Below are 12,808 nucleotides of genomic sequence, written 5' to 3'. Positions count from 1 at the left end.
CCGTGAGCCTGCCCGCCGACCTGTGCGAGCGCACCCTGCAACGTTTACTCGCCCGCCACCCCGACCTGGTCGCGCAGGAGACGCCGCTGGCCGAGCTGACCAGCCCGATGTCGCCCGCCCCGGTCGGCTCGGTGCGGATCTTCCGCGGCGAGGCCGTCGCCAAGGTCGTGTACGTGGGCCTGGTGGTCCCGATGATCCACCTGGACAGCCACATGATCTTCGCGTTCACGCCCGAGGACTCGGCCGTCCCGCACTTCACCCTCGACTCGGTGTACGGCGGCTCGTACCACGCCTTCCACCTCGACCTGATCCCGCGCGCCGACCTGGCCGTCAACCTGCCCTACCTGGACGCGGCGTTCCACCCGCTGACCCCGGTGTTCGAGGCCGCCTCGGCGACCGAGGGCTTGTCCCCCGCCGCGATCGGCCCGCGCCAGCGCGCCATCATGTCGCCGTGGATGCTGGTCAACCGGGCCACCGAGGAGGCGTTCGCGGGCATCGACGCGCACGTGAACGCGTACGCCGACCACTGGTCGACGCTGGTCGAGAAGGGGCTGCCCGCCCCGGACGGGGTCGACCTGGCCGCCAGGGACGCGGCGGTGCGCGCCAACATCTTCAGCCGCGACGTCGACCCGGTCTGGGCGCAGGTGTCCCGGCTGCTCGGCGACGAGACCACCGACGCGATCCGGGCCGAGCTGGTGGCCAATGGCTGAGCCCAGCGAGTGGCAGCAGCGCATCACCGGCGAGTGGCACGGGCGGCCGTCGCTGTTCGACGCCACCGGCACCTGGTGCGGCTACGAGGACATCCGGCGCTCGTCGGTGTTCGACAACGGCGTGACCACGTATTACATGGACGGCGGGCTGACCGGGGGCGGGCCGCTGGCGGGGCAGTTCCGGCTGGGCGCGCCGTTCGCGTTCGGGGTGAAGGACGCCGACGACGACCGGGTGTACACCGGGCCGGACTTCTACGGCACCGGGCAGCCCTACGGCTCGTTCGTGGACTCGCACTACTACGGCCCCGGCTGGCAGGTCGACCTCAACACCTGGAACCAGATCCTGCCCGACGGCCAGACCCAGGTGTACTCCTCCGTGCTCTACCAGGGCTGGGCGGTCGTCGGCTGCTTCAACGGCGTCTACACCCGCAGCACCGACCACGACGACAACCCCGCCACCCAGGCCCGGGTCGCCGACTTCCTGGCGGCCGAGGCGCGCCGCGGCCCGGTCCCGCACATCATGCCCACCAAGCAGTCCGGGGCGTACGCGGGCAACTGCGAGCTCTGGGGCGCCGACCAGAAACCGCGCGGCACGGTCGACGTGCGCATCACCCTCGAACCGCTCGACCTGCTGCACACCCGCCGCACTCTCACCTGGTCCGGGGCACTGGACCGGACCGCCACGGCGTCGGCCCGGCGCGACGGCAACCGGCTGTTCCACGAGGGCCCGGACGCCTGGGGCAACGGGGTGGCCTTCGGCCGCGCCGCGTTCGGCTCGCTGCACTTCACCGACGTGACCAAACTGAAGTACCGCGAGTTCATGATCGACGCCGAACCTGGCATGTCAGCCGGCAAGCGGCTCGCCGTCGTCTATGAGATCTTCGACGGCAACGTGCTCGACGGCGTCCTGCACGGCCTGCTGGAATGGGAGGACGCCGCGTGAGCGCACGGCACTTCGACCCCGCGTCGGTCGGGGCGACCCGGAGGGCGACGGCATGACCAAGGTAGTGGTCGTCACCGGCGGGACCAGGGGCATCGGGCTCGGGCTGGTGCGGGAACTCGCGGCACGGGGAGCCCAGGTCGTCTACTGCGGACGGTCCGTCGACTCGGTGAAGCGGGCCGAGGAGCAGGTGCCACAGGCCTTCGGCGTGGTCGCCGACGTCACCGACCGGGAGGCCGTGCAGCGGCTCTGGGACGCGGCCGTCGAACGGCACGGTCGGGTCGACATCTGGATCAACAACGCGGGCATGTCCCCGACCCGCCGCAAGCTGTGGGAACTCGCCCCCGGGGAGCTGGACGCGACCGTGGACCTGAATCTGCGCGGCCTGCTGCACGCCAGCGCCGTCGTGCTGGCCGGAATGCAGGCCCAGGGCTCGGGCGCGCTGTGGAACATGGAGGGCTTCGGCTCCAACGGGATGCTCCGCCCAGGTCTGACCGTGTATGGCGCGACCAAGCGGGCCGTCACATACACCACGGACAGCCTCGCCAAGGAGGTCGCCGGCACCGGGGTCACCGTGCACCACCTGTCTCCCGGCATGGTCGTCACCGACCTGCTCACGCACGACTACACGCCTGAGGAACTGGCGCAGGCCAAGAAGATCTTCAACATCCTCGCGGACCGGGTGGAGACCGTCACCCCGTGGCTCGCCGAGAAAGTGCTGGCCGGTGCCCCGAACGGGGGCCGGGTGGCGTGGCTGACCCGGGGCAAGGCGTTCTGGCGTTTCCTGACCGCGTTCCGCAAGCGCGACGTGTTCGGGGAGGACGCGTGAACACCAACGACTACCCGGTGATCATGGCACTGGAGGACTACGTCCCCACGCTGCTGGCACTGGCCGGGTTCTGGCTGCTCGGCGGGGCCTCCGCCGCGATCGACCGGCGGGTCGCCGCGATCGGCCGGTTCGGGGCCGTGCTGATCGGCCTCGGCGGGGTGGCCAAGTCCACCTGGAAGCTGATCCTGTCCGCGTTCGGCAGCGACGTGCGCTGGCTGGAGCAGTCGCTGTTCCCGCTGATGGCGACCGGTGCGCTGCTGGTGCTGTGGTCGCTGCACACGACACTGCGGGGGCGGCGCGCGCCGTGGTGGCCGTACGCCCTGGTGGGTGTGGGTGTCGCGGGGTCCGCGGTCGCGCTGGGGAGCGTGCAGCCGGCGTTCATCGCGGCGACCACTGGGGTCACCGCGATCAGCGTGCTCGGCGCGGTGCTGGCCGGCCGCCGCCGGGCCTGGGGCGCGGTCGCGCTGTACGTGCTCGGCATCATCGCGGTCACCTCACTGGTGCCGCTGCGCAACCACCCGCAGCACGAGACGCTCGGCTTCCAGTGGCTGGAGCAGGGCACCAACACCCTCGCCCAGGCCGTCTTCCTGACCGCCGCCCTGCTCACCGTCCGCGCGGCCACCGCCGCGACTCGTCCCGTGGAGGTGACCGCATGAGCGAGCGAATCATGGCAACCGGCGTCCATGCCGGCGGCGAGCGAAGCGAGGAGCGGGCATGACCGACGCACTCGGCTGGCGACGCAAGTTCGGCGTCATCGCCCCGTCCACCAACACCATCGTCGAGCCGGACTTCTACTCGATGACGGTGCCGGGCGTGACCGCGCACTTCTCCCGCATCCACATCCGCAACCAGGACCTGTCCGACGACGCGAACTTCGAGCACCTGCTGGTGCAGATCCGCGACGAGATCGGCGCGGCCTGCGAACGGGTGCTGACCTGCGAGCCCGACTACATGGTCATGGGCATGTCGGCGGAGACGTTCTGGGGCGGGGTCGAGGGCAACCGCGAGTTCGTCCGCCAGATCAAGGCCATCACCGGCCTGGAGGTCGCCACCGGCGCCGAGGCCTGCGAGCGTGCCCTCAAGATCTACGGCGCCCGCCGCATCGGCGTGGTCACCCCCTACCAGCCCGTCGGCGACCAGAACGTGGTCAAGTTCTTCAGTGAGATCGGCTTCGAGGTGACCGCGATCGAGGGCCTCAAGTGCCCCACCGCCGTCGCCATCGCCCACGTCACCGAGGACGAGCTGCGCGACGCGATCCGCAAGGTCGACGGCCCCGACGTCGACGCCATCGTCCAGTGCGGCACGAACCTGTCGATGGTCCGCCTGGCCGACGAAGCCGAGCGCTGGCTCGGCAAACCCGTCCTCGCCATCAACGCCGCCACCTGGTGGATGGCACTACGCGACAACGGCATCACCGACAAGATCCACGGCGCCGGCTCCCTCCTCCGCGACCACTGACCAAGATCGCGACGATCTTGCGTGGACTGGGGGTATGACACACCCTTTCCGGGCATATCCCAACAGTTCGCGCAAGATCGTCGCGATCTTGCGGGTGGGCGGGGCGGGGCGGTCAGTGGCGGGTTGTCAGGGGTAGGGCTAGGCGTAGGGCGTCGGAGAGGTCGACAGGGCGGGTCACTCCGGCGGGGAGTGGGGCGGTCCAGCCGGGGCCGGCGGCGGCGATCAGGGCCGGGCGGGGGCGGGCGGCGAGGACGGGCGTGAGCTGGGCCGGGTCGCCGGTGGGGGCGAACTGGGACCAGATGAAGACGGCGGCGGGGCCGGTGCGGCGGATGGCGTCGGCCAGGGCCGGGGGTGGCACGCGGGCACCCAGCATGCGGCTGCCGCAGCCCTGCTCGGCCAGCGCGGCGGCCAGCGCCTCCAGGGGCAGGGTGTGCTGCTCCTCGGCGGCGCAGGCCAGCAGGGTGCGGGCGGCGGCCGCACCGAACGGGCGGGGGACCGTCCACAGCACCTCCAGGATGCAGCGCGACAGCAGGTGCTCGGCTTCGATCAGGTGGCCGTCCGGCTCCTGCCTCCGGGCGACCTCCACCAGCACCGGGCACAGCAGGTGGTCCCAGGCGTGGACGACGCCGCGGCCGCGTACCGCCGAGGCGATGGTCGCCAGCATGGCCGGCATGTCCAGGCGCACCGCGGCGACGGTGAGCCCGCGCGCCGATGGGTCGGCGACCGGGGCGAGGCGGGCGGCGGCGGGTTCGCCGGGCAGCCCGGCCAGCGCGATCCGGGCCGCCTCGTGGGCGGGCACGCCCTCGGTGGTCAGCCGGCACATCACTTCGAGGCGGGCCACGTCGTCGGGCGTGTAGCGGCGGTGCCGGTGCGCGACATGTTCGCTCGGCCCGAGTCCGTACCGCTGGTGCCAGGTGCGCAGCGTGGTCACCGCGACGCCGAGCCGCCGCGCGACGTCCCCGGCGCTGCGGCCCTGTTCGCTCATGCCTTCACCTCGCGTCGCTCGGCTGCGGCATGAGTCACGGTCGTCCCGGTTCGCCCGCTCATGCCCGGCGCACCCGGCGTGGCGTGGGACATGCTCAGCCGCCGACGATGCGTTGTGCGGCGAGTTTGCCCGAGATCAGCACCATCGGCACGCCGACGCCGGGGGTGGTGCCGGAGCCGGTGAAGACCACATTGGACAGGGCCGGGTGCAGGTTGCGCGGCCGGAACGGGCCCGACTGGGTCAGCGTGTGCGCGGCCGCGAACGGGGTGCCCGCGTCCATGCCCAGGTCGGCCCAGTCGGCCGGGGTGATCACGGTCCGGGTCTGCACGCCCGCCTTGAAGCCGGGGTAGCCCCGCGCTTCGAGAACGTCGACCAGCTCGTCGGCGTACCGGTCGGCCAGCGCCCCGCGCCAGTCCTGGTCCCCGGTGACCAGGTTGGGCACGGGCGCGAGCACGTAGTAGGTGTGCCGTCCGGCCGGGGCGACCGACGGGTCGGTGCGGCTCGGGTTGGTGACCAGCAGCGACGGGTCGCTCATCAGCTCCCCCTTCGTGATCACCTCGTCGAAGGTGCGCCGCCACTCATGACCGAAGTGGATGTTGTGGTGTCCGGCTTCGGGGTAAGCCGCGCCGGAGCCGATGTGCATCACCACGCACGACGGCGAGTAGCGCAGCTTGCGGGGGTGCGAGCCGGGCAGCAGCGCGTGCGCGGCGGCGGTGTCCGGGTTGAGCACGACGGCGTCGGCGGGAATGCGCTCGCCCTCCGTGGTGACCACCGCGGTCGCCCGGCCGCCGCTCGTCTCCACGCGCAGTGCCTCGGTGCCGTAGCGCAGGCGCACACCGTGCTTCTCCGCGGCCGCGGCCATGGCCTTGGGCACCGCGTGCATGCCGCCGTGCGGGAAGTACACCCCGGCGACGGAGTCGAGGTACGCGATGACGGTGTACACGGCCAGCGCCTTGTGCGGGGACAGGCCCGCGTACATCGCCTGGAACGAGAAGATCCGCCGGGTGCGCTCGTCGGAGAGGAACGAGTCGACGCGGTTCTGCAGCCGCCCGAACGCCCCTGCCGCGACCAGCCGCAGCAGGTTGGCGGTGAGCAGGTCGCGAGGGCTGTCGAAGTTGCGCTCGATGAAGTCGTGGCGTTCCAGCTCCCAGAGCCTGCGGGCGTACGCGACGAAGCGCCGGTAGCCGTCGGCCTCCCGAGGCCCGCAGACCTGGGCGATCTCCTCGGCCATCCGGTCCGGGTCGGCGATGACGTCGAGCTTCGAGCCGTCCGGGAACCAGGCCCGGTATGCCGGGTCCAGCGGGGTGAGGGTGAGCCAGTCGGCCATGTCCTCACCCACCGCGGCGAAGCCCTCGGCGATCAGGTCCGGCATGGTCAGCACGGTCGGGCCGGTGTCGAACGTGTACCCGTCGCGGTCCAGCCGCCCGGCCCGGCCGCCCGGGACGTCCTCGCGCTCCAGCACGGTCACCTGCCGCCCGGCGCCGGCCAGGTGCAGCGCGCACGCCAGCCCGCCCAGCCCCGCCCCCACCACGACCACGTGATCGGTTCTTCCGGGCACCGTCCGCATGCGTGCGCTCCTTCCGGTCATGCCGCGCGCCAGGCCACCGCGGCGGCGAGCTCGCCGAGCGCCGCACGGACGGGCTGGTCGACGGGCGCGTCGGCGAGCACGCCCCGCGCCTCGGCCACCCGCTCGGTGATCATGTCGCCGAGCCGCTGCGCGGCCCCGGTCGCGCGGATCACCTCGCCCAGCCGGGTGATGTCGGGATGCGCGGCGGCCAGCAGTTTATCCAGCTCGGCGTGCTGAGCCGCGGTGGCCCGGGCGCGAGCCAGCAGCAGGAGCACGGTCGGCTTGCCGAGGTCGTCGCCCACCGGCTTGCCGGTGACGGCGGGTTCGCCGTACAGGCCGAGCAGGTCGTCGCGCAGCTGGAAGGCCTCGCCGACGGCCAGCCCGTAGCGGGTGTAGGCGCGCCCGAGCGGCCCGCGGGCGAACGTCGCCGCCGGGGCTCCGGCCAGCGCCGCTCCGTAGTGCAGGGGCCAGGTGGCGGTGTAACCGGCCGTCTTGAGCCGGGCGGTGCGCAGCGCCTGCTCCGGGGACCAGGTCGGCGCGTGGTCGCCGAGCACGTCCAGGAACTGCCCGGCGATGGCCTCGATCCGCATCCGGTCGTACGCCGCCCGCGCGCCGGCCAGCGCCGCCGAGTGCACCCTGGCCCGGCTCATCAGCCGGTCGGCCCAGACCAGGCACAAGTCACCGACGAGGATCGCGCCGGCGTCGCCGAAGCGGTCGGCGTCGCCACGCAGCCGCTGCCCGGCGTGCGCGGCGGCGAGCGCCCGGTGCGCGGTGGGGCGGCCCCGGCGGGTGGCGGAGCGGTCCATCACATCGTCGTGGACCAGCGCGAACGCGTGCAGCAGCTCCAGCGCGGCGAGCGCGGGCAGCACCGGCTGCACGGGCGCATCCGGGCCGGCCACGCTGCGCCAGCCCCAGTAGGCGAACAGCGGGCGGATGCGCTTGCCCCCGCCGAGCACGGCGTCGCGGGCCGCGGCCAGCAGCGGTTCGAGCGCGTGGTCGACGTCCAGCAGCGCGGCCGTCTCGGCGAGCACGAAGTCGCTGAGCGCTTGTTCGACACGTTGGTGCAGGTCAGCGGCGTGGTCTACCGGCCCGGCACCCGCAGCCGGGGTATGGAAGGGGGCGGTCGCGGAGTAGGTGTCGTTTGCCACGGGCCCAGATTAACGTAGACTCGAAGTTGCGTCGATTGTTGAGTCGATATTCCCGACAGGAGAGCCCCGTGGAGCCTGAACTCGCCGCGGCGTACGAGCGCTGCCGGCAGCTGCACCGCCGCCACGGCCGCACGTACTACCTGGCCACCCGCCTGCTCCCGGCCTGGAAGCGCCCGCACGTGCACGCGCTCTACGGCTTCACCCGCTACGCCGACGAGATCGTCGACAGCACCGACGACCTGCCGCCCGCCGTGCGCGCCGCCCGGCTGCGCGAGTGGTCCGACCGCTTCGTGGCGGGCCTGCACGGCGCCCGGGTCGACGATCCGCTGCTGCCCGCCGTGCTGCACACCATCGAGCGCTTCGCCATGGACCGCGCCGACTTCGCGTCGTTCCTGCGCAGCATGGCCATGGACCTCGAGGTCACCGAGTACGCCGACTACGGCGACCTGCTCGGCTACATGGAGGGCAGCGCAGCGGTCATCGGCACGATGATGCTGCCGATCCTGGAACCGGCCGACGCCGACGTGGCCCGTGAACCCGCCCGCCAGCTCGGGCTGGCCTTCCAGCTGACCAACTTCCTGCGCGACGTCGGCGAGGACCTGCAGCGGGGACGGATCTACCTTCCCCAGTGCGACCTGCGCACGTTCGGCGTGAGCCCGGCGGAGCTGTACCAGGCCGCGGCGTGCGGCACCGCCACCACGGCCATCCGGGAGCTGGTCCGCTACGAGATCACCCGGGCCCGCGAGCACTACGCCGCGGCGGCTCCGGGCGTGACCATGCTCGCGCCGACCTCGCAGGCCTGCATCCGCACCGCGTTCCACCTCTACGGCGGCATCCTCGACGAGATCGAACGCGCCGACCTCGACGTCTTCGCCCGCCGCGCGACCGTGCCCACCCGCCGCCGGTTGCAGGTAGCCGCCCGCTGCCTGCTCACCCCCGCCGGCACCCCGATCGCGACATCCCGCGCGCCGGAGCGGGCGAGCTGATGGACGCCCTGCGCTACCTGCTGATCCTGGCTGCCTGCGTCGCCGTGACGCTGCCGCTGGAGCCGGTGCTCGGCGCGCGCGTCTACCGGCAGCCGCGGCGGCTGTTGGCCACGCTCGTCCCGGTGGTGGCCGTGTTCGTGCTCTGGGACCTGATCGCCGTCGCGCGCGGCCACTGGTGGTTCTCGCCGCGGTACACCACCGGCGTCACCGTCGCGGGCCTACCGTGGGAGGAGTGGCTGTTCTTCGTGGTCGTGCCGCTGTGCGCGCTGCTCACCTTCGAGGTGCTGGGCGGCGGCCCGCGACTGCTGCGCCGCGCTGAGCGCGCCGGGATGCTGCGCCGAGCCCGCGGCGTCCCCGCCGAAGAGCCCGCACGGCGTGATCCGGCCACCGGACCCGACGCCCCGCGCGCCAGGGCCTCCGCCGGGGGCCGACGTGGCCGCTGAGTACACGGTCGCCGCCGTCGCCGCCCCGGTCGCGGTGGTGGCCTTGGAGTTCGTCGTGCTGCGCACCGGGCTGCTGCGGACGGCCCGGTACTGGATCACCGTGGCGATCTCGCTGGCGTTCATGGTGCCCGTCGACGGCTGGCTCACCCGGCCCGACGCCACCGTGGTGCACTACGCCGAGGACCAGATCAGCGGGATTCGCGTGCCGTGGCACATCCCCGTCGAGGACTACGGGTTCGGCCTCGCCCTGATCACGCTGACCCTGCTGCTGTGGCAGCGGCTGCGCCCGGCCGACGGCGGCGAGGGCCGCGATGGGTGACCCGGTGGCGGCGTTCCTGCGACACGGCTTCACCTACCTGGTCCGACGCGACCTGCGCGGGGTGTGGCTGCGCGGCGGGCTGCCCCGCGGCCCGTTCGTCTGGGCCGCCAACCATCACAGCTGGTGGGACCCGTTCGTGGCGTCCGTCGTGCTGGATCGCTCGCGGCACCCCGCGTGCCTGATCATGGCGCAGGACAACCTGGCCCGGTACCGGTTCGTGCGCCGAGTGGGCGTGTTCGGCACCGCCGAGCCTCGCACCGGGCTGCGGCACCTGGCCGAGGGGCGCACCCTGGTCATCTACCCCGAGGGCGAGCTGCGCCCCGCCGGCCCGCCCGCCCCGCTGTCCCCCGGCGCGGCCTGGTTTGCCCGCCAGGCGCGGGTGCCGCTGTACGCGGTCGCGGTCCGGGTGGCCATGCGCGGCCAGACCAAGCCCGAGGCGTACGTCTCCTGCACCGAGGTGACCCGCCGCGGCCGCGACGACCAGGTCACCGAGCGGCTGGCCGAAACCCTCGCCGCCGATCTGTCCGCGCTGGACAGCCAGCTCGCCGTCGCGGATCCGCGCCGCCCGTTGGCGAGCTTCCGCCGGGTGCTCGCCGGGCGGCGCAGCGTGGACGAGCGCATCGACGCCATGCAGGGAGCGGCGCCGTGGGCGTCCTGAGCGCCGCCGTGCTGGGCTTCCACCTGGTCAAGACCGCCGGGCTGGTGAGCAACACCCGTTCCTTCCCGGTGCTGGCCCGCGGGCGCTCGGCGCCGGGCCGTCCGCGCACCTCGCTGCTGGTGCCCGCGCGCGACGAGGCCGCCCGGCTCCCGTACACCCTGCCCGGCCTGCTCGCCCAGCCCGCCGAGGAGATCCTGGTCCTCGACGACGGCTCGACCGACGGCACCGCCGACGTCGTGGCGGGCTTCGCCGACCCGCGCCTGAAGCTGATCACCGGCGCGCCCCGCCCCGACGGCTGGATCGGCAAGAACTGGGCCTGCCACCAGCTCGCCCTGGCCGCCACCGGCGACCTGCTGGTCTTCCTGGACGCGGACGTGACCCTGCGACCCGGTGCGCTGGACGCGGTGTGGGCGCAGCTGCGCCGCCAGCGCGCCGACGTGTTCTCGGTGTTCCCGCGCCAGCAGACGGGCACCCTCGGCGAGCGCTTCCTGGTGCCGCTGATCGACGAGAACCTGCTCGGCTTCCTGCCGCACCAGCTGCTCGACCTGCCGATCCCGGCCGCCGCGGTCGCCAACGGGCAGCTGCTGGCCTTCCGCCGCGCCGCCTACGCGCACGTGGGCGGGCACGCGGCGGTGGCCGGCGAGATCGTCGAAGACCTGGCACTGGCCCGGCTCAGCCGCCGCAAGGGCCTCAAGCTGGGGCTCGCGCTCGGCGGCGACCTGGTGAGCACCCGCATGTACGACGACTACCACAGCGCCGTACGCGGCGTCGGCAAGAGCATGCGGGCCGCGCACGGCGGCAGTGACGTGCTGCTGGCGGCGAGCTTCGCCTGGAACCTGACCGCGTACACGGTGCCGTGGCTGCTGTGGCGGCGCGGCGGGGGGTGGCGGGCCGCGGCGGTGCTCGGGCTCGCCGAGCGGGTGCTGTCCAACGCCAAGACCGGGCGCGGGGCGTACGCCGAAGCCGCGCTGGTGCCGTTCACCGCGCCCGCCGCCCTGCCCGTCTACCTGACCGCGCTGCGCCGCACGGCGGTCTGGAAGGGACGGGAATACCGGTGAACCTCCCCGCGCCCGCGGGCACGCCGCTGCTGGGCCACCTGTGGCGGTGGACCACCGACCCGGTGCGGCTGCTGCAGGACGGGGCCCGCACCGGCGACGTGTTCCGGCTGCGGCTGTGGCGCACCGCCGTGGTCGGCTACACCCCGGACTGGAATCGCGCCGTGCTCGGCGACCTGGACACGTTCCGCAGCGTCGGCAGCCTCAGCGGGCTCACGCCGTACCTGTCCGCCGGGGTGGTCTACCAGGACAATCCCGCCCACGACCCGCGCCGCCGGGAACTCAACCCGCACTTCCACGCCCGCGCCCTGGACCACCTGCCCGAACGCCTCGACCTGGTGGCGCGCGCGGATCTGCCCACCGGCCGGTTCGAGGCGCTGGGCTGGGCGAGCGACGTGGTGCGCCGGATGCTCAACGCCGCCTTCTTCGCCGGCGCCATGCCCGACCGGCTGCTGGCCGACTTCCTGCACCCGCTGCAGCGGCCCGCGCCCGGCCCGATGATCCCGCGGCCGCTGCTGTTCCGCCGCCTCGACGCGGCCATCGCCGCGATCCTCGCCGACCCGCGGCCGGGCAGCCTCGCCGAGGCGCTGTCCGGGATGGACGACGCGGTCGCGGAGCTCCGGGTCGGGCTCGCCGCCGGCTACGACACCACCGCGCACACCCTGGCCTGGGCCCTGTGGCACCTGGCCGGCGCGCCCGAGTGGCGGCAGGCCGACACGCTCGGGCAGGTGCTCGACGAAATCCTGCGCCTTTACCCGGCCGGGTGGCTGGGCAGCCGCATCACCGCCCACGACGCCACGATCAACGGCGTCCACCTGCCCGCGGGCACGCTGGTGCTGTACTCCCCGCTGCTCACCCATCGCGACGAGCGGCTGTGGCCCGAACCGGACACATTCCGGCCCGAGCGCTTCGAGGACGGGCGGCCCGCCTGGGGCTTCCTGCCGTTCAGCGGCGGGCGGCGCACCTGCCTCGGCGCGCACCTGGCCCGGGCCATGCTGCGCGCCGCCCTGACGCCGTGGTGCGAGGCGAAACTCGCCCAGGTGGAGGGCGACCCGACCCCGAGCGCCGCGATCGCGCTGCGACCCCGGGGGCCGCTCTGGCTCGACCGGCGCTGGTAGACCCGCTGCCACATCCTCACTGTCCGAAGTGCTTGAAGTCCTCGAACGGCGGCTCGAACACGCAGTCAGGCAGGCGGAAGGCGTTGCACCTGGTCACCGGCTCGGCCGCGGCGTCGCCGCCGACGGCCACCAGGGTGCCGCCCGCGAACGCCCCGGCAAGCGGCGTCCAGCCGAGGTTCTGCTCGTAGTAGCGCACCGCCGCCCGCACCGAAGGCACCCGGTCGTCGTCGATCAGCGTTCGCGGCTGCCGGACCCGGCAACCCGCGCCAGCGACTCCCTCCGATGACGGGCAGCCTCGCGGCCGCACCTGGAAAGCGCATTCCAGGTAGGACAACATATGGCGGCCCGCCGACGCCTGTCAATGGCTCAAGAGCGGTCCGAAGGGCTCCGCGCTGCAACAATCCTGCACACGGTGATCCATTGACTTCGTCTCGTTCGGACTGCACCTTGTTAAGGAATGCGCTTTCCCGAAACGCCGACGGAACGGGCCTCCCGCCGGACGTGACCGGGGCGCGTGGGTACTGACGCCCGAACGTTCCCTATCGGGCGGCTCCGACCTCGAGACGGAACCCACGGCCCCGACGATTCGGCG

General features: G+C 73.3%; 15 protein-coding genes. 11 read left to right on the top strand and 4 right to left on the bottom strand.

From position 1 onward, the window contains the following. Positions 1 to 2 precede the first annotated feature (2 nt). The 5 genes from F9C41_RS31535 to F9C41_RS31515 are packed head-to-tail and all read left to right on the top strand — an operon-like array spanning position 3 to position 3,937. Positions 3 to 710, top strand: coding sequence for a hypothetical protein (locus F9C41_RS31535; protein ID WP_155390459.1), 708 nt, complete (start codon positions 3 to 5; stop codon positions 708 to 710). Further along, a complete protein-coding gene (locus F9C41_RS31530) occupies positions 703 to 1,653 on the top strand; it encodes a hypothetical protein (protein WP_155390458.1) in 951 nt (316 codons plus the stop codon). The genes F9C41_RS31535 and F9C41_RS31530 overlap by 8 nt, the downstream gene beginning before the upstream one ends. Before the next feature lie 52 nt (positions 1,654 to 1,705). Continuing rightward, positions 1,706 to 2,479: an SDR family oxidoreductase gene (locus tag F9C41_RS31525; RefSeq protein ID WP_155390457.1), complete on the top strand. Its 774-nt coding sequence runs from the start codon at positions 1,706 to 1,708 to the stop codon at positions 2,477 to 2,479. Further along, positions 2,476 to 3,135: a hypothetical protein gene (locus F9C41_RS31520; RefSeq protein WP_155390456.1), complete on the top strand. Its 660-nt coding sequence runs from the start codon at positions 2,476 to 2,478 to the stop codon at positions 3,133 to 3,135. Before F9C41_RS31525 ends, F9C41_RS31520 begins: the two co-directional genes overlap by 4 nt. Before the next feature lie 58 nt (positions 3,136 to 3,193). After that, on the top strand, positions 3,194 to 3,937 hold the full coding sequence (locus F9C41_RS31515; protein ID WP_155390455.1) for a maleate cis-trans isomerase family protein: 744 nt from the start codon (positions 3,194 to 3,196) through the stop codon (positions 3,935 to 3,937). Between the two features lie 112 nt (positions 3,938 to 4,049). Here the strand turns inward: F9C41_RS31515 and F9C41_RS31510 are convergent, their stop codons facing one another. From F9C41_RS31510 to F9C41_RS31500, 3 genes are all read right to left on the bottom strand, one after another. Continuing rightward, positions 4,050 to 4,922, bottom strand: coding sequence for a MerR family transcriptional regulator (locus F9C41_RS31510; RefSeq protein WP_155390454.1), 873 nt, complete (start codon positions 4,920 to 4,922; stop codon positions 4,050 to 4,052). A 94-nt stretch (positions 4,923 to 5,016) separates the two neighbouring features. Further along, positions 5,017 to 6,489 carry a phytoene desaturase family protein gene (crtI, locus tag F9C41_RS31505; protein ID WP_155390453.1) on the bottom strand — a complete coding sequence of 491 codons (1,473 nt, stop codon included), beginning with the start codon at positions 6,487 to 6,489 and terminating at the stop codon, positions 5,017 to 5,019. Positions 6,490 to 6,506: 17 nt separating this feature from the next. Further along, positions 6,507 to 7,637, bottom strand: coding sequence for a polyprenyl synthetase family protein (locus F9C41_RS31500; protein WP_155390452.1), 1,131 nt, complete (start codon positions 7,635 to 7,637; stop codon positions 6,507 to 6,509). Positions 7,638 to 7,705: 68 nt separating this feature from the next. Here F9C41_RS31500 and F9C41_RS31495 point away from each other — a divergent pair, with 68 nt between their 5' ends. From F9C41_RS31495 to F9C41_RS31470, 6 genes are read left to right on the top strand one after another with little or no spacing between them, the layout of a single operon-like run. Then, positions 7,706 to 8,623 (top strand): phytoene/squalene synthase family protein, encoded by a 918-nt coding sequence (locus F9C41_RS31495; RefSeq protein ID WP_155390451.1) that lies wholly within the window; start codon positions 7,706 to 7,708, stop codon positions 8,621 to 8,623. Further along, positions 8,623 to 9,066, top strand: coding sequence for a lycopene cyclase domain-containing protein (locus tag F9C41_RS31490; protein ID WP_155390450.1), 444 nt, complete (start codon positions 8,623 to 8,625; stop codon positions 9,064 to 9,066). The genes F9C41_RS31495 and F9C41_RS31490 overlap by 1 nt, the downstream gene beginning before the upstream one ends. Beyond that, positions 9,056 to 9,385 carry a lycopene cyclase domain-containing protein gene (locus F9C41_RS31485; RefSeq protein WP_155390449.1) on the top strand — a complete coding sequence of 110 codons (330 nt, stop codon included), beginning with the start codon at positions 9,056 to 9,058 and terminating at the stop codon, positions 9,383 to 9,385. Before F9C41_RS31490 ends, F9C41_RS31485 begins: the two co-directional genes overlap by 11 nt. After that, positions 9,378 to 10,043: a lysophospholipid acyltransferase family protein gene (locus F9C41_RS31480; RefSeq protein WP_155390448.1), complete on the top strand. Its 666-nt coding sequence runs from the start codon at positions 9,378 to 9,380 to the stop codon at positions 10,041 to 10,043. The genes F9C41_RS31485 and F9C41_RS31480 overlap by 8 nt, the downstream gene beginning before the upstream one ends. Beyond that, entirely contained in the window at positions 10,031 to 11,101 is a 1,071-nt protein-coding gene (locus tag F9C41_RS31475) for a glycosyltransferase family 2 protein (RefSeq protein ID WP_155390447.1), read from the top strand. The genes F9C41_RS31480 and F9C41_RS31475 overlap by 13 nt, the downstream gene beginning before the upstream one ends. Further along, positions 11,098 to 12,216, top strand: a complete 1,119-nt coding sequence (locus F9C41_RS31470) for a cytochrome P450 (protein WP_155390446.1) — start codon at positions 11,098 to 11,100, stop codon at positions 12,214 to 12,216. The genes F9C41_RS31475 and F9C41_RS31470 overlap by 4 nt, the downstream gene beginning before the upstream one ends. Positions 12,217 to 12,232: 16 nt before the next feature. Here F9C41_RS31470 and F9C41_RS31465 read toward each other — a convergent pair whose 3' ends face one another. Then, on the bottom strand, positions 12,233 to 12,433 hold the full coding sequence (locus F9C41_RS31465) for a hypothetical protein (RefSeq protein WP_155390445.1): 201 nt from the start codon (positions 12,431 to 12,433) through the stop codon (positions 12,233 to 12,235). Positions 12,434 to 12,808: the final 375 nt, after the last annotated feature.

Origin of the sequence: Catellatospora paridis, assembly GCF_009720365.1 — a bacterium.
In the GTDB taxonomy this organism is placed as follows: Bacteria; Actinomycetota; Actinomycetes; order Mycobacteriales; family Micromonosporaceae; genus Catellatospora; species Catellatospora paridis.
This window is presented reverse-complemented; position numbering and strand designations above follow the sequence as displayed.